Origin of the sequence: Planomicrobium stackebrandtii (assembly GCF_030814955.1) — a bacterium.
Lineage (GTDB): Bacteria > Bacillota > Bacilli > Bacillales_A > Planococcaceae > Planococcus > Planococcus stackebrandtii.
In genome coordinates, this window is record NZ_JAUSWB010000007.1 from 114,480 (window position 1) to 137,304 (window position 22,825).

A 22,825-nucleotide genomic window follows, 5' to 3' on the forward strand; every position below is an offset into this window, starting at 1 on the left:
TTTTAATGTAGTATTAGCACTCGGGTACGTAGAGTGCTAACAGAGGTGATGATCATGTTAACAGAACGGCAACTGCTCATCTTAAAGGTGACAGTAGATGATTACATTCAATCAGCGCAGCCGGTAGGATCGAACCAACTCTCCAAAAAAGCCGGAATTTCTTTCAGTCCGGCGACCATCCGCAATGAAATGGCGGATTTGGAAAGCATGGGCTTTCTGGAAAAAACCCATACGTCTTCCGGACGCATTCCTTCTGAGAAGGGATACCGTTATTACGTCGACCACCTGCTGACGCCAAGGCCGCTTCCGCAGCAGGACATTGTGCAATTGCGCTCGGTTTTCGAAGAGAAGCTGACAGAGACAGAGCAAGTCATCAAGCGCTCTGCGATGATTCTTTCGGAACTGACCAATTACACGTCCATTTTATTGGGTCCTGATGTGCGCAGGCACATTGTCAAAAAGCTGTCGATTGTTCCATTGACGCAAGACACGGCGGTTGCGATCATCGTAACCGATTCAGGGCATGTGGAAAATCGTATATTTTCCATTCCGCCAGGCCTAAATCCATCGGATATTGAAAAAATGGCCAATATCCTCAATGAGCGGCTTGTTGGTGTGTCGCTGAACAACTTGCATTTGCGGCTTGAACAAGAGACTCTGACCATTTTAAAGCAGCATGTAGAGCGCTACGGCGAACTTTTCCATACATTCAGGAAAGCGGTACTGCTGCCGCATGATGATGAAAATATCTATTACGGCGGCAAGCTGAACATCCTGAAACAGCCGGATTTCCATGATCTTCAAAAAATCAGGGATTTGATGGATGTGATGGAAGAAGCCAAGCATATTCCGATGATCCTGCCAGTGGGAAGCCAAGGCCTCCACATTCGCATCGGCTCGGAAAATGCGCTGTCGGCAATGGAAGACTGCAGTGTCATCACGGTGTCGTATAATATCGGTGAAGAACAGACAGGGTCAATCGCTATCATCGGTCCGAAACGGATGGATTATAAACGCATCGTTTCCATATTGGATTTGTTAAGCGGCGATTTGTCGAAAGAACTGACCCGTATGTTTAAAGGTACGTGAACAAAGGAGGAACAGAATTGCCTAAAAAAATTAAACCACTTAAAACAGAAGAACATGCAGCAACTGAAGATGTAGAAGTGAAAGAACCGGTTCTGGAAGCAGAAGAACAGGCGGAATTAACGGATGCAGAAACATCCGCAACTGATCCTTCCGGTGCAGAAGAACCAGAACCTGTGGATGAAGCGGAAGAGCTTCGCCAGCAGCTTGAAGCTGAACAAAACAAATATTTGCGCCTTTTGGCTGATTATGATAATTTCAAACGGCGTACTCAAAAAGATAAAGAAATCGCCAATAAATTCCGTTCTCAATCCTTGCTGGCGGATCTGCTGCCAGTACTGGACAATTTTGAGCGCGCCTTATCGCTCAAAACGAACAGCGAAGAATCGGCTTCCTTGCTAAAAGGCGTCGAAATGGTGCAAAAATCCTTGACTGAAGCTGTCAGCCGTGAAGGCCTTGAAGAAATCAAAGCGGTCGGCGAACCATTCGACCCGAATTTCCATCAAGCCGTCATGCAGGAAAAGGATGATTCCGCGGAGCCGGGAACGGTTTTACAGGAATTGCAAAAAGGCTACATCCTAAAAGGCCGCGTACTTCGTCCGGCCATGGTAAAAGTAAACGAATAAAAATATTGGAGGAATTTAAACATGAGCAAAATTATCGGTATTGACTTAGGTACAACTAACTCAGCAGTCGCAGTATTAGAAGGCGGCGAGCCAAAAATTATTCCAAATCCAGAAGGCAACCGTACAACTCCTTCTGTTGTAGCTTTTAAAAATGGCGAGCGCCAAGTCGGCGAAGTGGCTAAACGCCAATCCATCACGAACCCAAACACTATCCAGTCGGTAAAACGTTTGATGGGTACGCAGGAAAAAGTAACAGCTGAAGGCAAAGAATATACGCCTCAGGAAGTTTCTGCAATGATTCTTCAATACATCAAAGGCTATGCTGAAGAATATCTTGGTGAAAAAGTAACAAAAGCGGTCATCACTGTACCGGCTTATTTCAATGATGCACAGCGCCAGGCAACAAAAGACGCTGGCCGCATTGCAGGCCTTGAAGTGGAACGCATCATCAACGAGCCGACTGCAGCTGCACTTGCATATGGCTTGGACAAAACGGATACGGACGAAACAATTCTTGTTTATGACCTTGGAGGCGGTACATTCGACGTTTCCATCCTGGAACTTGGCGATGGCGTTTTCGAAGTAAAATCAACTGCCGGCGACAACCGTTTAGGCGGAGATGATTTTGATAAACTAATCATTGATTATTTGGTACAGGAATTCAAAAAAGAGAACGGCGTCGACTTGTCGAAAGATAAAATGGCGACACAACGCTTGAAAGACGCTGCTGAAAAAGCGAAAAAAGATCTATCCGGCGTTTCTTCAACTCAAATTTCATTGCCGTTCATCACTGCAGGAGAAGCCGGACCGCTTCACTTGGAAGTTACAATGAGCCGTGCAAAATTTGATGAATTGACTTCTTCATTAGTTGAACGTACGATGGGGCCAACTCGCCAGGCATTGAAAGATGCTGGAATTTCAGCTTCTGAACTTGACCGCGTTATCCTTGTCGGCGGATCTACACGTATCCCAGCCGTACAGGAAGCTGTTAAAAAAGAAACTGGCAAAGACCCGCATAAAGGCGTTAACCCGGATGAAGTTGTAGCAATGGGTGCAGCAGTACAGGGCGGCGTATTGACTGGCGACGTAAAAGACGTTGTATTATTGGACGTAACGCCATTGTCACTTGGTATCGAAACAATGGGCGGCGTGTTTACGAAATTGATCGAGCGCAACACAACGATCCCGACTTCAAAATCACAGACATTCTCAACTGCCGCTGACAACCAGCCAGCTGTAGATATTCACGTATTGCAAGGAGAGCGTCCGATGGCAGCAGCCAACAAAACGCTTGGCCGTTTCCAACTGGCTGATATTCCGCCAGCACAGCGTGGCGTGCCTCAAATTGAAGTGACATTTGATATCGATAAAAACGGTATCGTCAGCGTCAAAGCGAAAGACCTAGGAACTCAGAAAGAACAGACAATCACTATTCAGTCCAATACGTCGTTGACTGATGAAGAGATCGATCGCATGATCAAAGAAGCGGAAGAAAATGCTGAAGCGGATGCGAAAGTAAAAGAAGAAGTTGAACTTCGCAATGAAGCCGATCAAGCTGTTTTCACAACTGATAAAACTATCGCCGATCTTGGTGAAGTGGTATCAGAAGAAGAGAAAAAACAAGCGGAAGATGCTCGCGACGAACTAAAAGCAGCATTGGAGTCAGACAACATTGACGATATCCGTGAGAAAAAAGACAAGCTCCAGGAAATCCTGCAAGGTTTGTCAATGAAAGCTTATGAGCAGGCAGCAGCAGCTCAGCAAGCATCCCAAGAAGAGGGCGCAGCGAAAGGCAACGACGATGTAGTCGATGCCGAGTTTGAAGAAGTAAACGACGACAAAAAATAAGCAGGACCTGGAAAAGTCAAAGCAAAGCAACATGCTTTGGCTTTTTCAATGTCTTTGCAACAGCGATTTAAACCGTGTACAATTACAATTGATTGCTAGAGGGAGAGTGACTTATGAATAAACGAGATTACTATGAAGTATTAGGCGTATCCAAGTCTGCTTCTAAAGAAGAAATTAAAAAAGCTTACCGGACCTTATCAAAAAAATTCCATCCGGATATCAATAAAGAAGCTGATGCTCCTGCGAAATTCCAGGAAGTAAAAGATGCATATGAAGTATTGAGCGACGAACAGAAACGTGCACAATACGATCAGTTTGGCCATCAAGATCCAAATCAAGGCTTTGGAGGCGGCGGTGACGGCTTCGGATTCGACGATATCTTCAGCACATTCTTTGGCGGCGGTACAAGACGCCGTGACCCGAATGCTCCGCGCAAAGGCGATGACCTCCAGTATTCCATGACCATCGATTTCATGGATGCCGTCTTCGGAAAAGAAACAGAAGTTGAAATTCCAAAAGATGAAACATGCGGTACGTGTGACGGTTCGGGCGCTAAGCCTGGAACTAAGAAAAAAACATGTCCGTACTGTGAAGGTTCTGGCCAGATGAATGTGACACAGGACACGCCTTTCGGCCGAATGGTCAATCGCCGTGCCTGCCAGCATTGTGAAGGTACAGGACAGATTATCGAAGAAAAATGTACGACTTGCCGCGGCGAAGGAAAAGTCCGCAAAGTTAAAAAAATCAAAGTTACCATCCCAGCCGGTGTTGATGACGGACAGCAATTGCGCGTCACAGGCCAAGGTGCTCCAGGCGTCAACGGTGGGCCAAACGGTGATTTGTACGTGGTATTCCGCGTAAGACCGCATAAACAGTTCCAGCGTGAAGGCGATGATATTTACTTGGATATCTCCATCACCTATCCGCAGGCTGCATTGGGCGACGAAATCGAAGTGCCGACCATTTCCGGTAAAGTGAAATTGAAAATTCCAGCCGGTACGCAGAGTGGTGCGCGTTTCCGCCTGAAAGGCAAAGGCGTAAAAAATGTCCATGGTTATGGAACTGGCGATCAGCACGTCATCGTCCGCATCAAAACCCAGACAAAACTCAGCGAGAAGCAAAAGCAGCTGTTGCGTGAATTTGCAGAAATCAGTGGAGATATTCCAGAAGAGCACAGCAGCTCACTTTTTGATAAAATCAAACGCACCATTAAAGGTGAATGACAACAGCTGGAAATAGGGCAGCATTTTTGGTTTATTGTCTATTCAAAAAATCCATTTTTTACAAGCAGAAGACTCTTGCCAAAAGCAGGAGTCTTGCTGACTGTAAAAACGAAAAAGGAGCTGGGCGCAATTGAAATGGTCAGAGTTGGCGATTCACACGACAAATGAAGCGATTGAAGCGGTTTCCAATATTATGCACGAAGCGGGAGCGAGCGGAGTTGTTATCGAGGACTCGGAAGACTTGACGAAAGAAAGGGAATATCGTTTTGGTGAAATTTATTCGCTGGACCCGGACGATTTTCCGGTGGATGGGGTTATTTTAAAGGCCTATCTGCCAGTCAACAGCTTTTTGGGCGAGACAGTCGAGGCCATTAAACTGGCCATCAACAACCTGGTCTCGTTTGACATCAATATAGGCAAAAATGAAGTAACCATCAGCGAAGTGAATGAAGAAGAATGGGCGACATCCTGGAAAAAATATTACCATCCCGTCAAAATTTCTGAACGCTTCACCATAGTTCCAACGTGGGAAACCTACAATCCGGTATCAAGTGATGAATTGATCATTGAGTTGGATCCCGGAATGGCTTTTGGAACAGGCACCCATCCAACAACTGTCATGAGCCTGCAAGCGTTGGAGAAGACTGTTCGTGCAGGCGACCGAGTCATTGACATCGGCACCGGATCTGGCGTGCTGGCGATTGGCGCGGCGCTCTTGTCCGCCAAAGAAGTCTACGCACTTGATTTGGATGATATTGCTGTAAAAGCAGCAAGCATCAACGTCAAGCTGAATAAAGTACAGGATATTGTTACGGTGGAAGAAGGCAATCTGGTTGATAAGATTGATCAGCCAGGTGATGTGGTAGTCGCCAATATTTTGGCTGAAGTTATCATGTCATTTACAGATGATGCATTCAAAATCGTTAAACCGGGTGGGCGCTACATCACTTCAGGCATCATCGCAGCGAAAAAAAACAACGTCAAAGCGGCGCTCGAAGCTTCCGGCTTTGTTATTGAAGATGTCATGATGATGGAAGACTGGGTTACCATCATTTCAAAAAAACCTGAATAACGGGGTGCCACGATGCAGCGATATTTTATAGAAGGAAAGCTTCCGGAAAATCGAATAGTGGCAATAACCGGCGATGATGCAAAGCACATCGCCAAAGTTATGCGCCAAACAGCCGGAGAAGAGTTGATCGCAGTTATGGAAGGCAAGGCTTATCTCGCTACGATCCGTTCTACTGACTTTGATGTAGAGGTAGAGCTTGGAAATCCATTGGAAACGCAGGTGGAATTGCCCAAAAAAGTGACCATTGCCTGCGGACTCCCGAAAGGCGACAAGCTTGATTTGATCACCCAAAAAGCGACTGAACTCGGTATGTACGCACTGCTGCCATTTTCGGCAGAGCGGTCTATCGTAAAATGGGACAGTTCCAAGAGTGAGAAAAAAATTGGGCGGCTGCAAAAAATTGCCAAGGAAGCGGCTGAGCAGTCGCACAGGACGCATGTTCCTGACATCCATAACATCTGTAGTTTCAAGCAGCTGTTAAGCCAGGCGGGTTCGTATGATGCGGTGATCGTAGCTTACGAAGAAGAGGCGCGGCAAGGCAGCAGAACGCGGTTTGCCGAAACTTTGAAATCATTGTATGATAAAGATTCAGTCCTGATTATTTTTGGTCCAGAAGGCGGCATTTCTGACAAGGAAGTGGCGGCGCTGAAAAATGCTGGAGCCATTTTTACTTCTCTCGGACCTCGGATTTTGCGGACAGAAACGGCACCTTTGTATGCACTGGCTGCTATCTCCTGCGAATTTGAATAAAGCTGAGCGTGATTAAAAATACAGGGCACTGAGCTGCAGCGACGTTTTCCGGTTGGGGAAAATTGACTGACAAACAAAATGACTTTTTAATAGAATGGAGATTTTATTCATGACGAACATTGCATCTTTTATTGACCATACCTTGTTAAAGCCTGAGTCGACAGAAAGCCAGGTCGTTCAATTGTGTAAAGAAGCGGCCGAGTTTAAATTTGCATCTGTATGCGTTAATCCGACTTGGGTTGAAACAGCAGCGTCTGAGTTAACAGGCAGCGGCGTAAAAGTGTGTACGGTTATCGGTTTTCCGCTGGGAGCATCTACTCCTGAAACAAAAGCTTTTGAAACAACGGATGCCATTTCAAAAGGCGCCGGCGAAATTGATATGGTCCTCAATGTTGGCGCGCTGAAAAGCGGCAACACGGATCACGTGAAAAAAGATATCGAAGCAGTCGTCCATGCGGCAAAAGGAAAAGCGATCGTCAAAGTGATCCTGGAAACCTGCCTGCTGACTGACGAAGAGAAAGCCACTGCTTCGCAGCTGTCTAAAGAAGCGGGAGCTGACTTTGTCAAAACGTCGACCGGCTTTTCTACTGGCGGTGCAACGGTTGAAGATGTGAAACTGATGCGCCAGACTGTTGGAGCTGATTTGGGTGTCAAGGCTTCCGGCGGCGTTCGCAGCCTGGAAGATGTCGAAGCGATGATCGAAGCAGGAGCTACACGCATCGGCGCCAGCTCTGGCGTTAAAATCATGCAGGGACTAACTTCAGATTCCGATTATTAACTATTGACCTTTCTTTGAGAATACGATATAATTTTTGAGTATATAACACTTGTTGTTCTTCGCTTCAACGTGTGTTCGGAGGGAGGGAAAAAGAGATGACAAAAACTACCGTTCGTAAAAACGAATCGATTGAAGATGCTCTTCGCCGCTTCAAACGTACTGTTTCTAAATCCGGAACAATGCAAGAGGTAAGAAAGCGCGAGTACTATGATAAGCCGAGCGTGAAACGTAAACTAAAATCAGAAGCTGCGCGTAAACGTAAATTTTAATTGACTTTAACGAGTATAATGACTTTTAAAAAATATGAACGACCAGCCTAAACCGCCAACACATCCATTGTGTTGGCGGTTTTTCTATTTGTCACATTTGTAAGCGCATTCTTTCGTTATTGGGGAAACTTTCCTTTATAATGTAATTAGACAGGCTGCAAGCAATGCGAGGAAAAGAGGCTCCTGGATGCTCGCAATTCATGGAAGCAAAAGACTGGTTTGACTTGTTTTTAAAATCATCACCCATTTACGCAGACCGATGTTAAAGAATGCTTTTTTATAGCATGCACAGCCCAGAAAAATGAAACCTAATTCCTGTTCATCCGTATATATACAAACAGTAAATCTGTAATGCGAAAGGAGAGGTCCCATTGAGCAGAGTCAAAGTCTATTTAGGTTTTGGACTTTTACTGTTATCGTTTCTGCTCATGCTCCCGGCTATCCAGGCTGACACTTCGACAGTGTATGTCATACCGATCGAAGATGAAGTTGAAAGAGGACTGCAGGCTTTTATCGAACGGGGCATTGAAGAAGCGGAAGAAGCTGGCGCCGAAGCCATTATTTTCGAAATTGATACACCGGGTGGATTTGTGGATGCAGCAGATGGGATAGCGCGTTCGCTGAACAAAACTCAACTGGAAAAACTGGCTTTCATCAATCAGGATGCTCTTTCTGCAGGCGCATTCCTGGCGTTGCATAATGATGAGATTTATATGCATCCCAATGGCCGCATGGGTGCGGCACAAGTGATTGATCAAACTGGAAATGCCGCAGCGGACAAAGCGAATAGCGCTTGGCTGGCTTCCATGAGAAGTGCGGCTCAGACTGCTGGCCGTGATCCTGACTTCGCTTTGGCAATGGCAGATGCCTCAGCTGCCATTCCTGAACTGGGCGTAGCTGAGGGGGAATTACTAACGCTGGGGGCATCTGAAGCCTTGGATGTAGGCTATTCGGAAGGAACTGTTTCTACTCTGGACGAACTGTTGGCGTTGAAAGGCTTTGAAGATGCCACTGTCGTAACGATCGATGAAACATTTTCGGAAAGCCTGGCCCGTTTTCTGACCAATCCGATTGTTGTGCCAATCCTTTTATCATTTGCAGGCCTTGGGTTGCTTCTTGAACTGTTTACCCCAGGTGTCGGAATTCCTGGCCTTGTCGGCCTGACTTTTCTCCTGCTGTTTTTCTACGGCCATTTGGTAGCAGGATTGGCCGGATATGAGTCCATCATTCTGCTGGTAATCGGGTTTGGGCTGTTGGTGGCAGAATTTATCATCCCGGGCGGCGTTGCGGGATTCCTCGGGATTGCCGCCATTCTCGGCAGTATTTTATTGGCGGGCGGAGATCTTAAATCCACCGCCATAGCAGTACTTATTGCAATGATTGTAGCAACAGTAGGGATGGTGATTGTAGTGAAATTCTTTGGTAAACGGCTGGATTTGTTCAAACGGATTATCTTGACTGATGCGACTGATACGGAACATGGCTATGTATCGACTACAAATCGCCCGGAGCTTGTCGGCAAAATTGCGCTGACAGTGACAGCGCTTCGTCCGTCCGGTACGATCAAGCTTGACGATGAACGTATAGATGCTGTTTCTGAAGGCAGGTTCATCGATGGCGGAAAAAATGTTAAGATAATTAAGGTAGAAGGTTCGCGTATAGTTGTTCGCGAACTTGAAAAACAAGAGGAGGAATAGAAGAATGGGACTTGAAACAATTGGTTTAGGTGCAGCAATAATAGGTATCATCATCGTTTTGGCAATTTTCTTCACATTCGTGCCAATTACATTATGGATTTCAGCATTGGCCGCAGGGGTGAAAATCAGTATCTTTACACTGATCGGTATGAGATTGCGCCGGGTTATTCCATCACGGATCGTAAATCCATTGATCAAAGCATCAAAAGCTGGGTTGACAGTAACCATCAACCAATTGGAAAGCCATTACTTAGCCGGGGGTAACGTAGACCGTGTCGTCAATGCATTGATTGCGGCACACCGTGCCAATATTGAATTGCCGTTTGAACGCGCAGCAGCGATTGATCTTGCAGGCCGTGACGTATTGGAAGCTGTTCAAATGTCGGTAAACCCGAAAGTTATTGAAACGCCATTTATCGCAGGTGTTGCGATGGATGGAATTGAAGTAAAAGCAAAAGCCAGAATTACCGTTCGTGCCAATATCGACCGTTTAGTTGGTGGTGCAGGTGAAGAAACGATCGTCGCCCGTGTTGGTGAAGGGATTGTCTCAACACTCGGTTCAAGCACAAGCCATAAAAAAGTTCTTGAAAATCCAGACCTGATTTCTCAGACCGTATTGTCTAAAGGCTTGGATTCAGGTACAGCATTCGAAATTCTGTCGATCGATATTGCCGACGTTGATATCGGTAAAAACATTGGTGCTGAATTGCAGACTGAACAAGCAGAGGCAGATAAGAAAATTGCGCAGGCTAAAGCGGAAGAACGCCGTGCAATGGCTGTAGCAAGCGAACAGGAAATGAAAGCGAAAGTCGTCGAAATGAGAGCGAAAGTTGTCGAAGCGGAAGCAGAAGTGCCATTGGCAATGTCTGAAGCGCTTCGTACTGGCAACATTGGTGTAATGGATTATGTCAATTACAAAAATGTTCAAGCTGATACAGGTATGCGAGAGTCCATCTCGAAAACAGGCATGGACAAATCCGACGATAAATAATCGGCGTTAGCCATAAGGGAGGTTTGTCGTATGGAAGCTCTCATATTTGGACTGGTAATCATGGCGGTAAGCGCTTTTTTCAGTAAAGGCAAAAAAGATTCGGCCGATGATGCTCCGGAAAAACCTGTCCCCACAAGATCATCAACTGGTACAGACAGGCGCTCCGGACAAAAAACGTTCAAACGAGTAGAAGATTATGCGAAAGAAATTTATGGGGAACTGCAGAATCAAAAAACTCAACGCCCTGAACTTGCAGAAAAAGCCAAGAAAAAAGTCGAAGAAGCTGTTAATCGCACTCCTTTGCGGGAAGCGCGCCAGGAAGTGCAGCGCCGCGTTCCGCCAAGGGAGACACGCAACGAGATACATGACCGCATTAAGGAAACGGAAGCGAGCGTATTGAGAAGCCGTCCGCCTGCTCCTGGAGTGGAAAAAGACATGGATGAACTCCTGCCGTTAAGCAGCGACGATATTCGAAGAGGCATTATCATGGCGGAGATCCTTATGCCGCCAAAGTCCAAAAGATAGCAGCCGCCGGCCAGTGCAAACTGGCCGGCTTTTTCTAAAAATAATAATGTTATGTAAACTTCAGAGAGATTACAAGTTATCCTTCGGCTCTGAAAGCCTTTTTCAAATAGAGCAAACTGGGAAAGGAAAATTCCGGCTCCGGACTAATTCAAGACAAATATTTTACAAGTGAATATCTTTAATGATAGAGTGAAATCAGCAGTAAATACTCGATTCCAAGGAGCGTCCACATGACAGAAAACAACCTACTAGAATTACATGTGAAAGACCCAAATGAAGCGGTTCAGCTGCTCGGGATATCAGACAACCACTTAACGTTGATCGAAGAAGCCTTTGACATTCAAGTGATTACCCGCGGCGAAGTTATCAAGTTATCGGGTTCAGAAGAAGGCAAACATACAGGGAAATTATTAATCGAACAATTGCTTCGTGTTATCCGCAAAAACATTAATATCGATCAGCGGGATATTGTTTCTGCTATCGAAATGGCTAAAAATGGAACGATTGAGTATTTCGCTGAACTTTATGATGAAGAAGTGGCGCGCAATGCCAACGGCAAATCGATTCGTGCGAAAACCATCGGCCAGCGCCATTACATCCAAGCTGTCCGCAGCAAGGATCTGGTGTTCGGAATCGGACCAGCCGGAACGGGCAAGACTTACCTGGCAGTGGTTATGGCAGTACAGGCGCTAAAAAATGGCCAAGTCAAAAAAATCATTTTGACGCGTCCCGCTGTAGAGGCTGGAGAAAGCCTTGGCTTCCTGCCTGGCGACTTGAAGGAAAAAGTGGACCCTTACCTTCGTCCGTTGTATGATTCGCTGCACGATGTGCTTGGTTTGGAGCAAACTAATCGCTTTATTGAACGCGGCACTATTGAAATTGCTCCGCTTGCCTATATGAGAGGCCGTACATTAGACGAAGCGTTCGTTATTCTTGATGAAGCGCAAAACACCACCAAGGCACAGATGAAAATGTTTTTGACGCGGCTTGGCTTCGGTTCGAAAATGATTATTACCGGCGACAAAACGCAGATTGATTTGCCGAGAGGCGCCGAATCTGGATTGATTGCTGCTGAAACGATTTTAAAGGGTGTTCGAAATATCCATTTTCAATACCTTGAAAGCGGCGATGTTGTCCGTCATCCGCTGGTGGCTAAAATTATCGAAGCATACGAAAATCAGCCTACTTAACAAACAAAAAAAGTGCAGGGATCCAAATTCCTGCACTTTTTTACGTGGAAGGGACTATATTTTGGCTAATGGAACTAATTATTTCCCGGAAATTTGGTGATATTTTCAAAATTTTAGAAATACATCGTGAAATCCATTTCTGTAATTGTTATGATGGAAATAAGAAATGCGGGGTGTACGGGCATGCGTCAACGGGCACAGAAGATTTTCAGAAAATTAGGCTATCAAAAAATAATGATGATGGGTATTTTGATGATTGGCCTAATCCTTTACGGGTTTTTAGTGGATTCAATTCGCGGAAATACATATGATATTAACTTGTTTCAACTGTCGTCAGAAACAATTCGTTCTGAAAAAACAGTGGAAGATCCGATAAAAACCGAGCTGGAAAGAGATCGGTTAGCGGAAGAAGTAGCGCCGAGCTATCAGTTCATCGATGAAATCGCTGACAATCAAACTGCGGTAGTTGAATCCTTATTCGGTTACCTGGCGGATGCAAAAGCTGTTCCGGAAGAAGAGGGGGAAGAACGTTCTTCCGAAGCAATGATGGCGCAGTTGCGAGAGGATTTGCGGCTGATGGAAACCAGTGAGAATGGCCTGCGTTTAACAGATGAAATGCTGGACGCATTATTGTCGCTTTCAAATAACAGCTTAGTGGATGTCCAGGAAGAACTGGAGCGGTTGCTGGAGTCTTATTTAGAAGAACCAATAAGGGTAGAGGGCGTTGCGCGGATTCGGACAGAAATAGAACAGGATATCCGCCGAAGCGAACAAATACCAGATAACGTTGTTCTGGCAGCCGTGACAATTGGAAGGTTCGGCATTATTCCGACCGAGCAGGTCAACGAGGAGCTGACCGCTGGACAAATAGAACAGGTCCGCAATAGTGTCGAGCCAACGCGCATCCTGCAAGGACAGGTGCTCGTTCAGGAAGGGCAGGTAGTGGACCGTGAAGTGTACCGCCAGCTTGAATTGGCTGGAATGACAGAAGACCAGCGGAATTACAAGCCGTTGCTGGGATTGCTGATCTTTGTAGTGATTGCGATGGGCCTTATGATGGCGGTCGTGTCAAGGTCACAAAAAGATGATAGAGGAAAAATCACTGAAGTGATGGTCATGATTGTGGTTATTGCTATTGCATTGGCGCTTATGAAACTGATATATGCTGTCAGCGATAACTTTGAATTGGTGATTGCGTTTATTTTTCCTTCAGCATTGGCAGGTATGCTTGTCAGGCTGCTGGTCAATGAGCGGGCAGCTGTTTATGTAACGATTCTTATCAGTGCTGCAGCAGGAATCATGCTGCAAAGCGGCTATTCTTCTTCCTTGCAGGTGGACGTTGCCCTATATATTCTTTTGGGTGGGCTCGCTGCAATTTATTTGATTGACCGGGACGGCGGACATGGCCGCCTCATGCAAATTAGTTTGGCAGTTGCCGGAGTGAATGCACTGTTTGTTGCTTTTTACTTATTAATCGGACAAACCCAATACAGCTGGTCAGAAATCGGTTTTTATTTTACCGCTGCGATCGTCTCAGGATTAATGTCCGGTGCGTTGGCAATCGGCATGCTGCCATTTTTTGAGTCGGCGTTTGGCATGCTGTCGACGATGCGTTTGATTGAGTTGTCCAATCCGAATCATCCGCTGCTTAAAAAAATTCTAATGGAAACGCCCGGTACGTATCACCATAGCTTAATGGTCGCCAATCTGGCAGATGCTTCCTGTGAAGCCATCGGGGCCAATGGATTGCTGGCGAGAGTCGGCTGCTATTATCACGATATCGGCAAAACGAAACAGCCGCAGTTTTTCATAGAGAACCAGGTGAATATCGAAAATCCACACGATCGTCTGCCGCCCGAAAAAAGCCGGGACATCATTCTCGCGCACGGTGCACAGGGAGCCGAAATGCTCCGGAAATACAAGATGCCGAAAGAAATTGTGGATGTGGCTGCACAGCATCACGGCACCAGTCTATTAAAGTTCTTTTATTACAAAGCGAAAGAAACGGTCCCTGATATTAAAGAAGAATCTTTCCGCTATATCGGGCCGAAACCGCAAACCAAAGAAATTGCCATCGTCTGCATAGCAGACAGCCTGGAAGCGGCTGTCCGCTCGATGAAAGAACCAACATCAGAAAAAATAAAAAAATTGGTGGATGCGATAGTAGAAGATAAACTGAAAGATGGGCAATTCGAGGAATGTGATATATCCTTGAAAGAGTTAAAGAAAGTGAAAGCGGTTATGTGCGAGACCTTGAATGGCATTTTCCATTCCCGCATTGAATACCCGAAAGAAACCAACTGACAGGAGGAGCAGCTATGATAGCCATCGATTTTATGGACGAAACAGAAAGCCTGAACGAACAGGATCTGGATTTTGTTCAAAAAATACTGGAACACGCAGCAAAAGAAGAAGGCCTGGGAGATTCTGAAGTGTCGGTGACGTTTGTCACCAATGAAATGATTCGTGATATCAACCGCGAATACCGCGGCAAAGATCAGCCGACTGATGTCATTTCGTTTGCTATGGAGGAACTGGGTGAAGGAGAGACTGCCATCATTGGTTCCCCGGAGCCGCGCATGCTCGGGGACATTATCATTTCGTTGGACCGGACAAAAGAGCAGGCTGCTGATTACGGCCATTCGTTCGAACGGGAACTGGGATTTCTGGCCATTCACGGCTTTCTGCATTTGCTGGGTTATGACCACATGACCGAGGAAGATGAAAAGAAAATGTTTTCCCGTCAAGAGGAAATTTTGGCCTCACTCGGCATAACCCGTGACAAGCATGGCGGCGCGTAGGTTTTTACGTTCATTTCAGTTTGCTGCCCAAGGCATAGGTACTGCGTTAAAACGCGAACAGAACATCCGCTTCCACGTAACGGCGGCAGTTGTGGTGGTGCTTGCAGGATTTTTGACAGGTTTGTCATATATGGAATGGCTGATAGTCATCCTGCTGATCGGCGGCATGATTGCATTGGAAATGGTCAATTCTGCCATCGAGCGTGTCGTTGACCTGGCGACTTCTGAACTGCATCCGCTTGCCAAACAGGCCAAAGACATGGCGGCAGGCGCTGTTTTGGTATTTGCCGCGGCAAGTGCTATAATTGGATTACTGATATTTCTACCCAAATGGCTATAAATTCGCAGAGGTGATAAACATGGAAAAAGAACAATTGATGGAGCAAGCGATCGCGGCACGCAGCAATGCCTATGTGCCTTATTCAAAATTCCCTGTCGGCGCAGCATTGCTGACAGCTGACGGAAAAGTATACTTAGGCTGCAATATCGAAAATGCAGGCTATTCTATGACAAATTGTGCAGAGCGCACAGCCGTTTTTAAAGCGGTGTCTGAAGGAGACAAAACCTTTACCGCACTCGCAGTGTCTGCAGACACGCCGGGCCCTGTATCGCCCTGTGGTGCATGCAGACAAGTGTTGGCCGAGTTCTGCTCACCAGATATGCCGGTTTACTTAACAAACTTAAAAGGTGACGTCCAGGAAACGACTATCAGTGAATTGCTTCCTGGCGCATTTTCAACGGAGGATTTAAAATATGCAGCAAGAGAATAATGGCTTCAAATCCGGATTTATTTCCATCATCGGCCGTCCAAATGTCGGTAAATCAACGTTTTTAAACCGTGTAGTGGGGCAGAAAATTGCCATTATGAGCGATAAACCCCAAACTACACGCAATAAAGTTCAAGGTGTTGTGACGACTAATGAAAGCCAAATGATTTTCATCGATACACCGGGCATCAACGAACCGCGACATAAATTAGGCGACTTTATGTTGAAAGTGGCAAAAAACGCCTTCCGTGAAGTGGATGTGCTGTTGTTTGTTGCTAGCGGCATTGAGCGTGTCGGCAAAGAAGACCGCTATGTGCTTGAAATGCTGAAAGGCATCGATGTGCCGGTATTTCTGGTCATCAACAAGATTGATCAAGTGCATCCGGATAATTTGCCGAAAATCATTGAATCCTACCGCAAAGAATTTGATTTTGCAGAAGCGATTCCCATTTCAGCGTTGGAAGGTAATAATGTCGAAACTTTATTGGCTAAAATCAACGAGCGGCTGCCAGAAGGGCCACAATATTACCCGGCTGACCAAATTACAGATCACCCGGAGCGTTTTATCATTTCCGAGTTGATTCGTGAAAAGGCTTTGCATTTGACGCGCGAAGAAATTCCGCATTCCATTGCCGTGGTTATTGAAAAAATTGCACCGGATTCCGAAAACAAAGACATGATCCGGGTTCAGGCAATCATTATGGTTGAACGCGATTCCCAAAAAGGCATTGTCATCGGGAAAAAAGGTGTATTGCTAAAACAAATAGGAACGCGCGCACGCCAAGATATCGAAAATCTACTTGGTTCAAAAGTGTATTTGGAGCTTTGGGTCAAAGTTCAAAAAGATTGGCGCAATAAAGCGATGCATTTACGTGATTTCGGCTTCAGAGAAGACGAATACTAAGGAGTCCTTCCCATGCAAAGTCAAGTAGAGGGAATTGTCATTCGTACGATGCCATATGGCGAGACGAATAAGATTGTCACTTTGTTTACGAGAGAAGCGGGAAAAATCACCTGCATGGCAAGAGGGGCGAAAAAGCCGGCGAGCCGTTTGGCCGCAATCACCCAGGTGTTTACCCACGGCAGCTTTTCCATCTACAAAGGAAGAGGAATGGGGACATTGCAGGCAGGCGATCCGCTGGAATCGCTTCGGCATATTCGGGAAGATATCATGTCTACCGCTTATGCCAGTTACGTCACCGAATTGATCGATCGGCTGACGGAGCAGGATGAGCCCCAGCCGGTCATCTACGATATGCTTTACCAGGCACTCCATGCCATCGATGAAGGCTACGATCCAGAGGCGATTACATTGTTTGTCGAGTGGAAGATGCTGCAGGCGGCAGGCCTTGCGCCAACGCTGCATCAATGCGCCAACTGCGGAGCTACTGAAGGAGAATTTGCTTTTTCGTTTCAGGAACTGGGCTTTCTTTGCCACCGCTGCTTCCACATCGACCGCTATATTATTCGATTAAGCCCGGCTTTAGTGAAGCTGATCCGCACCTTCTATTTTGTGCCGATTGAGCGTGTCGGCTCTTTGACCTTGAAAAAGGAATCCAAGACCTTGCTGAAACAAATCGTCCGCACGATCTACGAAGAAAAAGCGGGCATCCGTTTAAAGTCCAGGAAATTTCTCGAGCAATTGGAACGGACACCTGAATTTTTACCGAAAAAAGAAGAGTTGCCAAAAGACGAATAGTCTTTTGGCAACTCTTTTTGTTTTGTTTAGTAGGAGTGAAGAAATCGCTTTGTACCTGTCAGAGCTGACCAGGCACTTCTGCTTTTCAGTGTCCAGACTCCAATGCCTAGCTCTTCGGGTCATAAGTCAACCCGATTGTGTGGCAAAGAACGCCACACTGCCGGTCTGCCTTATGCCTGTCAGAGCTGACCAGGCACTTCTGCTTTTCTTCGTGTCCAGGCTCCAGCAGCCAGATTCTAGGGTCATAAGCCACTCTTGCTATGCGGCAAAGAAAGCCGCTTCGCAAGCGCGTCTTATGCCCGTCGAATCTCCACGGCTGCTTCCGCTTTTCGTATTAAAACTGAATATGCTTTTCAATATATGCTTGTACTTCTGCAATCGGCATGCGCGTTTGCTCCATGGAATCGCGGTGGCGTACGGTAACCTGGCCATCTTCGACCGAATCAAAGTCGTAAGTGATGCAGAACGGCGTACCGATTTCATCCTGGCGGCGATAGCGTTTGCCGATGGATTGGGATTCGTCGTAATCCACCATGAAATGCTTGGCCAAGTCAGCAAATACGCCAGTTGCGCCTTCTGCCAATTTCTTGGACAACGGCAAAACAGCTGCTTTATAAGGGGCCAATGCCGGGTGGAATCTTAATACTGTACGTTTGTCGTCATTTTCAAGTTCTTCTTCGCTGTAAGCATCTACAAGGAAAGCCAATGTCACGCGGTCAGCTCCAAGAGACGGTTCGATGCAATAAGGCACAAAACGTTCGTTGGTTGCTGGATCGATGTAATTGAAATCTTCTCCAGAATGCTCCATATGGCGCTTCAGGTCAAAGTCGGTGCGGTCTGCAATGCCCCAAAGCTCACCCCAGCCGAATGGGAATTTGTATTCGATGTCAACTGTGGCATTCGAATAGTGGGAAAGTTCGTCCTCGTCATGCTCGCGCAGGCGCATATTGCTTTCAGCCATATTCAAATCCAACAGCCATTTTTTACAGAAGTCGCGCCAGTATGCGTACCATTCCAAATCTTCACCGGGCTTGCAGAAAAACTCAAGCTCCATTTGTTCAAACTCACGCGTCCGGAAAGTAAAGTTGCCGGGTGTGATTTCATTGCGGAAGCTTTTGCCGATCTGGGCAATCCCAAAAGGCATTTTTTTACGCATTGAACGCTGGACGTTCTTATAGTTGACGAAAATTCCTTGAGCCGTTTCCGGGCGAAGGAAAATTTCATTTGTTGAAGCTTCAGTGACGCCTTGGAAAGTTTTGAACATCAAGTTGAACTGGCGGATATCCGTAAAGTCCTGTTTGCCGCAAGTCGGGCATTTTACTTCGTGTTCCTGGATCAGTTCTGCCATGCGTTCGAACGACAAGCCGTCGACGATCAATTCAATGCCTTTTGCATCCAATGCATCTTCGATCAATTTGTCTGCGCGATGGCGCGTTTTGCAGCTTTTGCAGTCGATCATCGGGTCATTGAAGTTGCCGACATGCCCTGAAGCGACCCACGTTTTAGGGTTCATCAAGATTGCTGCGTCCAATCCGACGTTATAAGGGGACTCCTGGACGAATTTTTTCCACCATGCTTTTTTAATATTGTTTTTCAGTTCGACGCCAAGTGGACCGTAATCCCATGTGTTTGCCAATCCGCCGTAAATTTCAGAGCCTGGGAATACAAATCCTCTGTGTTTCGCTAACGCTACTACATCTTCCATCGACATAAAATTACCTCCATAAAATAAAAAATCGCACCGGTCCCCGGACATGTTAACATGTCCGAGGACGAGTACGTTAAGACCCGCGGTTCCACCTCGATTGACTGCAAAATGCAGTCCGCTTAAAATAAAAAATGGCTCTGGATCGCCTTTTCCTGTAGTTGCAGGCTTACACCATCCCTGCTCGCTTTTGTGTACAGTACTTATCTATCCGTCATTGCCTGTGTTAAGTTCCTACACATTGTATCACGGCAATGTTTTCTTCGCAATATCGCGTTAATTAGTATATAATAATCAGTATTGAGTATCACATATATATATTTTGAGGCGGTGAGTCCAATCGAACTCAATAAACGGCAAGAGGAAATTCTTCAAATCGTTAAAGGCAATGGTCCGATTACCGGTGAACAGATAGCGGATCGCTTGAACTTAACAAGATCAACGCTACGACCTGATTTAGCCATCCTGACAATGGCAGGCTTTCTAGATGCCCGTCCGCGTGTTGGCTATTTTTATTCGGGAAAAAAACCGGGGCAGGACGTCACTGATACGATGAACAACATGAAGGTCAAGGATTTTCAGTCGATTCCGGTTGTCGTCAGGGATGATGTCAGCGTATACGACGCCATCAGCCAGATGTTCCTTGATGATGTCGGCACGCTTTTTGTCGTGGACAAAAAATCATATCTCGCCGGTGTGCTGTCGAGAAAAGATTTATTGCGTGCAAGTTTGGGCAGCCAGAATTTAGCCGCTATTCCTGTACATATTATTATGACGCGCATGCCGAACATTACGTATTGCGCAAAAAACGAATCATTGATCCAGGCAGCGCATCGCCTGATCAATCAGCAAATCGATGCCCTGCCAGTGGTGGAAGAACAGCCGGATGGCTTCAAAGTCGTCGGCAGATTAACAAAAACGAATATTACTCGTGCGTTTTTATCGTTATCGGAAAACCACGATTTGTGAGGTGCCAACTATGAATTCACTCCGCTTGTTCATTGTCTCCGATTCCGTCGGAGAAACAGGGGAACTGGTCGCAAAAGCGGCTATCAGCCAATACTTGAATGCAGATCAAAATGCAGTCCTCAAACGGTTTCCGTATATCGACTCAATCGATCACCTGCAGGAAATCGTCAAATTGGCTGTCGCGCAGAAAGCTTTTATCGTCTATACCTTAGTTTCCCAGGAACTGCGGGACTATATGCAGTCTGAAACAAAAAAATTCTACGTTACAGCGGTTGATTTGATGGGGCCGCTGCTGGACGCGCTGGAAAAAGAGCTGGATGCTCCACCGCTGCAGGAAGCAGGTTTGGTCCGCAAACTGGACGATGATTATTTTAAAAAAGTAGAAGCGATTGAATTTGCCGTCAAATACGACGACGGACGGGATCCGCGCGGCATTTTAATGGCCGACATTGTCCTGGTCGGAATTTCAAGAACGTCGAAAACACCGCTGTCTCAATACTTGGCGCATAAGCGGCTGAAAGTCGCCAACGTTCCACTTGTGCCTGAAGTGGACCCGCCGGACGAACTGTATCATGTGGATCCAAACAAATGTTTTGGCCTGGTGATCTCGCCGGATAAACTGAATAACATCCGCAAAGAACGGTTGATTGCCCTCGGCTTGAACGATGATGCCAATTATGCGAAAATCGACCGCATTCACGAGGAAATCAGCCACTTCCATAAAGTAGTGGACCGCATTGGCTGCGAGATTGTTGATGTGACAAATCGGGCAGTTGAAGAAACCGCTAACCTGATCTTAAGCAAACTTCAAAAATAAATTCAGGAAAACCCCCTGCGTGGGCGGTTTTTCTTTCTTTTTGGTAGATTTTTTGATATAAACGTTTTATAATGAAGAATTGTGGCTAAAGCTTACTATTGGATAAAATAGTTTGCTTTATCTTTTTGTCGAAAAATGAAGGATTTTGTCTTTCAATCACGAATAAAGTAAGTTAAGCAAACAAAGATGGTGAGAAAATGTCCAATCGAGTTCCTGAAGAAGTGATTGAAAAGATCCGTTCCAGCACAGATATTGTGGATGTCGTCGGTGAGTATGTCCAGTTAACAAAAAGGGGCCGCAATTGGTTCGGCCTTTGCCCTTTCCACGGAGAAAGCACACCATCTTTTTCTGTCACTGCCGACAAGCAGATTTTTCATTGCTTTGGCTGTGGAGCTGGTGGCAATGTCATCACGTTTTTGATGGATATTGAAAACTTAACGTTTCAGGAAGCCTTGTCGAGATTGGGAAACCGTTCAGGCATTGAGATCGATATACAGAGCCCTGCCGAATCCGGTCCAGTGCAATCAAAAAGCGATCATCAACTGATTCTGATGCACGAATTTGCTGCGGATATGTACCACCATATTCTACTGAATACAGAAGAAGGCCAAGTGGCATTGGACTATTTGGAAAATAGGGGCTTTACACGGGAAATGATCGAAAAAAATAAAATTGGCTGGTCACTCCCCGAATGGAATTACATGGCTTCTGCGCTCAAGCGAAAAGGCTTTAGCGAAGAAGAGCTGGAATCGAGCGGATTGGCGATTCCCCGTGAGCAGTCAAGTGGTTATTTTGATCGATTCCGCGGTAGAATCATGTTTCCAATCATGAACGAAAACGGCAAAGTCATTGCCTTTTCAGGAAGGGTCCTTGAGCACACCAAACAGGAAGCCAAATATATGAACAGCCCGGAATCTCCGATTTTCCAAAAAAGCCAAGTGCTTTATAATGTGCATCATGCCAGAAGCGCCATACGCAAAAATCGGAAAATCATTTTGTTTGAAGGGTTTATGGATGTTATCGCAGCGGGTAAAGCAGGAGTTGACAATGCTTTAGCAACTATGGGCACATCACTCACTTCCCAGCACATTCGGCAAATGAAGCGCTTTGCCCAAGAAGTGGTGATTTGTTTTGACGGTGATGATGCAGGCTGGGAAGCTGCCAAAAGAGCAGCCATTTCCTTGAACGAAGATAATTTCAAAGTGGAAGTAGCTGTTTTGCCAGGCAAAATGGACCCGGATGATTATGTCCGGGAAAACGGAGCTGCAGCTTTCAAAGAGCAGATAATCGGCAAGCCGCACGCTTTTATAGCATTTGCAATGATGCATGCCCGCAGGCACAAGAATTTCCAGTACGAAAACGATCTGCTCCAGTATATCCAGGAAGTGCTGCAACTATTAGCCGGTAGATCCTCGCCCTTAGAGCGGGATTTATATATAAAGCAATTATCAGAGGAAACCGGATTATCTCAAGAAGCGATCCTACAGCATTATCGGAAATTGGAAAATAAGACGATTGAACGAAACCGACCCGAAGCACCTGCAGTGAAGGCGATAAAAAAAGAGCCGAAACGAATCACTTCACTGCACCGGGCGGAACGGATGCTGCTGGCACATGCACTGGCAGACCCATCCGTTATGGATAAGTTGGCAGGCGAAGACAGCGGCATTCCGTTTGTCAGTGAGGAATTCCAGGCGCTGTATGTTCAGTTGCTCGGTTTCTATGAAGAATGGGACAAAGCTGATTTTCATAAATTTCTGGAAACCCTGCAAGACGCTGAACTCCGCAAGCTTGTCATGGAAACGGCATTGTCCGAACGCGATCCCGAACATGCAGATGAAGAAATTTCCGATTGTTTAAAGCATCTGCAAAAACACCGGATCGAACAACAAATCAATCTAAAAATCCAGCAATCAAAAGAAGCGGAAAAACAGCATGACTTAAAGCGCGCTTTGCTTCTTGCACAAGAAGTGATTGCTTTACGAAAATCATTGTAAGTTAATTCCGGTTTT

22 protein-coding genes are annotated in these 22,825 nt (G+C 46.0%); 21 read left to right on the forward strand and 1 reads right to left on the reverse strand.

Annotated elements, in window-relative coordinates; translation table 11 throughout:
* The first annotated feature begins 54 nt into the window (after positions 1-54).
* The 18 genes from hrcA (at position 55) to recO (ending at position 17,322) form a co-directional block, all read left to right on the forward strand.
* Entirely contained in the window at positions 55-1,089 is a 1,035-nt protein-coding gene (gene hrcA / locus QOZ98_RS13975) for a heat-inducible transcriptional repressor HrcA (protein ID WP_142827780.1), read from the forward strand.
* A 17-nt stretch (positions 1,090-1,106) separates the two neighbouring features.
* On the forward strand, positions 1,107-1,712 hold the full coding sequence (grpE, locus tag QOZ98_RS13980; RefSeq protein WP_308788025.1) for a nucleotide exchange factor GrpE: 606 nt from the start codon (positions 1,107-1,109) through the stop codon (positions 1,710-1,712).
* A gap of 21 nt (positions 1,713-1,733) precedes the next feature.
* Complete coding sequence (gene dnaK, locus QOZ98_RS13985; RefSeq protein ID WP_308788026.1) at positions 1,734-3,560, forward strand: molecular chaperone DnaK; 1,827 nt, start codon at positions 1,734-1,736, stop codon at positions 3,558-3,560.
* Between the two features lie 113 nt (positions 3,561-3,673).
* Positions 3,674-4,783, forward strand: a complete 1,110-nt coding sequence (gene dnaJ / locus QOZ98_RS13990) for a molecular chaperone DnaJ (RefSeq protein WP_142827783.1) — start codon at positions 3,674-3,676, stop codon at positions 4,781-4,783.
* Positions 4,784-4,913: 130 nt separating this feature from the next.
* Entirely contained in the window at positions 4,914-5,855 is a 942-nt protein-coding gene (gene prmA / locus QOZ98_RS13995) for a 50S ribosomal protein L11 methyltransferase (protein WP_308788027.1), read from the forward strand.
* A 12-nt stretch (positions 5,856-5,867) separates the two neighbouring features.
* Positions 5,868-6,605 carry a 16S rRNA (uracil(1498)-N(3))-methyltransferase gene (locus tag QOZ98_RS14000; protein WP_308788028.1) on the forward strand — a complete coding sequence of 246 codons (738 nt, stop codon included), beginning with the start codon at positions 5,868-5,870 and terminating at the stop codon, positions 6,603-6,605.
* Positions 6,606-6,714: 109 nt separating this feature from the next.
* Positions 6,715-7,383 carry a deoxyribose-phosphate aldolase gene (gene deoC / locus QOZ98_RS14005; RefSeq protein ID WP_308788029.1) on the forward strand — a complete coding sequence of 223 codons (669 nt, stop codon included), beginning with the start codon at positions 6,715-6,717 and terminating at the stop codon, positions 7,381-7,383.
* A 95-nt stretch (positions 7,384-7,478) separates the two neighbouring features.
* Positions 7,479-7,652 carry a 30S ribosomal protein S21 gene (gene rpsU / locus QOZ98_RS14010; protein WP_008431605.1) on the forward strand — a complete coding sequence of 58 codons (174 nt, stop codon included), beginning with the start codon at positions 7,479-7,481 and terminating at the stop codon, positions 7,650-7,652.
* A gap of 371 nt (positions 7,653-8,023) precedes the next feature.
* A complete protein-coding gene (locus QOZ98_RS14015) occupies positions 8,024-9,349 on the forward strand; it encodes an NfeD family protein (RefSeq protein ID WP_308788030.1) in 1,326 nt (441 codons plus the stop codon).
* A 4-nt stretch (positions 9,350-9,353) separates the two neighbouring features.
* Positions 9,354-10,340, forward strand: coding sequence for a flotillin-like protein FloA (floA, locus tag QOZ98_RS14020; protein ID WP_142827788.1), 987 nt, complete (start codon positions 9,354-9,356; stop codon positions 10,338-10,340).
* A 30-nt stretch (positions 10,341-10,370) separates the two neighbouring features.
* Positions 10,371-10,865 carry a hypothetical protein gene (locus QOZ98_RS14025; protein WP_308788031.1) on the forward strand — a complete coding sequence of 165 codons (495 nt, stop codon included), beginning with the start codon at positions 10,371-10,373 and terminating at the stop codon, positions 10,863-10,865.
* A 230-nt stretch (positions 10,866-11,095) separates the two neighbouring features.
* Positions 11,096-12,055 carry a PhoH family protein gene (locus QOZ98_RS14030; protein WP_308788032.1) on the forward strand — a complete coding sequence of 320 codons (960 nt, stop codon included), beginning with the start codon at positions 11,096-11,098 and terminating at the stop codon, positions 12,053-12,055.
* A gap of 183 nt (positions 12,056-12,238) precedes the next feature.
* Positions 12,239-14,359, forward strand: a complete 2,121-nt coding sequence (locus tag QOZ98_RS14035) for an HD family phosphohydrolase (protein WP_308788033.1) — start codon at positions 12,239-12,241, stop codon at positions 14,357-14,359.
* 14 nt (positions 14,360-14,373) lie between these two features.
* Positions 14,374-14,856 carry an rRNA maturation RNase YbeY gene (gene ybeY, locus QOZ98_RS14040; RefSeq protein ID WP_308788034.1) on the forward strand — a complete coding sequence of 161 codons (483 nt, stop codon included), beginning with the start codon at positions 14,374-14,376 and terminating at the stop codon, positions 14,854-14,856.
* Positions 14,843-15,196 (forward strand): diacylglycerol kinase family protein, encoded by a 354-nt coding sequence (locus QOZ98_RS14045; RefSeq protein ID WP_308788166.1) that lies wholly within the window; start codon positions 14,843-14,845, stop codon positions 15,194-15,196. The genes ybeY and QOZ98_RS14045 overlap by 14 nt, the downstream gene beginning before the upstream one ends.
* Positions 15,197-15,215: 19 nt before the next feature.
* Complete coding sequence (locus tag QOZ98_RS14050; protein WP_308788035.1) at positions 15,216-15,626, forward strand: cytidine deaminase; 411 nt, start codon at positions 15,216-15,218, stop codon at positions 15,624-15,626.
* Positions 15,610-16,527 (forward strand): GTPase Era, encoded by a 918-nt coding sequence (gene era / locus QOZ98_RS14055; protein WP_308788036.1) that lies wholly within the window; start codon positions 15,610-15,612, stop codon positions 16,525-16,527. The genes QOZ98_RS14050 and era overlap by 17 nt, the downstream gene beginning before the upstream one ends.
* 12 nt (positions 16,528-16,539) lie before the next feature.
* Entirely contained in the window at positions 16,540-17,322 is a 783-nt protein-coding gene (recO, locus tag QOZ98_RS14060) for a DNA repair protein RecO (protein ID WP_142827796.1), read from the forward strand.
* 334 nt (positions 17,323-17,656) lie between these two features.
* On the opposite strand, the gene QOZ98_RS14065 is transcribed toward recO, so the two are convergent.
* Positions 17,657-19,033 carry a glycine--tRNA ligase gene (locus QOZ98_RS14065; RefSeq protein ID WP_308788037.1) on the reverse strand — a complete coding sequence of 459 codons (1,377 nt, stop codon included), beginning with the start codon at positions 19,031-19,033 and terminating at the stop codon, positions 17,657-17,659.
* Positions 19,034-19,357: 324 nt separating this feature from the next.
* Between QOZ98_RS14065 and QOZ98_RS14070 the strand changes: the two genes are divergently transcribed.
* The 3 genes from QOZ98_RS14070 to dnaG all read left to right on the forward strand — a co-directional run bounded on the left by QOZ98_RS14070 (position 19,358) and on the right by dnaG (position 22,810).
* Positions 19,358-19,996 carry a helix-turn-helix transcriptional regulator gene (locus tag QOZ98_RS14070; RefSeq protein ID WP_142827798.1) on the forward strand — a complete coding sequence of 213 codons (639 nt, stop codon included), beginning with the start codon at positions 19,358-19,360 and terminating at the stop codon, positions 19,994-19,996.
* A gap of 10 nt (positions 19,997-20,006) precedes the next feature.
* Positions 20,007-20,813, forward strand: coding sequence for a pyruvate, water dikinase regulatory protein (locus QOZ98_RS14075; RefSeq protein WP_142827799.1), 807 nt, complete (start codon positions 20,007-20,009; stop codon positions 20,811-20,813).
* A gap of 197 nt (positions 20,814-21,010) precedes the next feature.
* Positions 21,011-22,810, forward strand: coding sequence for a DNA primase (gene dnaG / locus QOZ98_RS14080; RefSeq protein ID WP_308788038.1), 1,800 nt, complete (start codon positions 21,011-21,013; stop codon positions 22,808-22,810).
* Positions 22,811-22,825 lie beyond the last annotated feature (15 nt).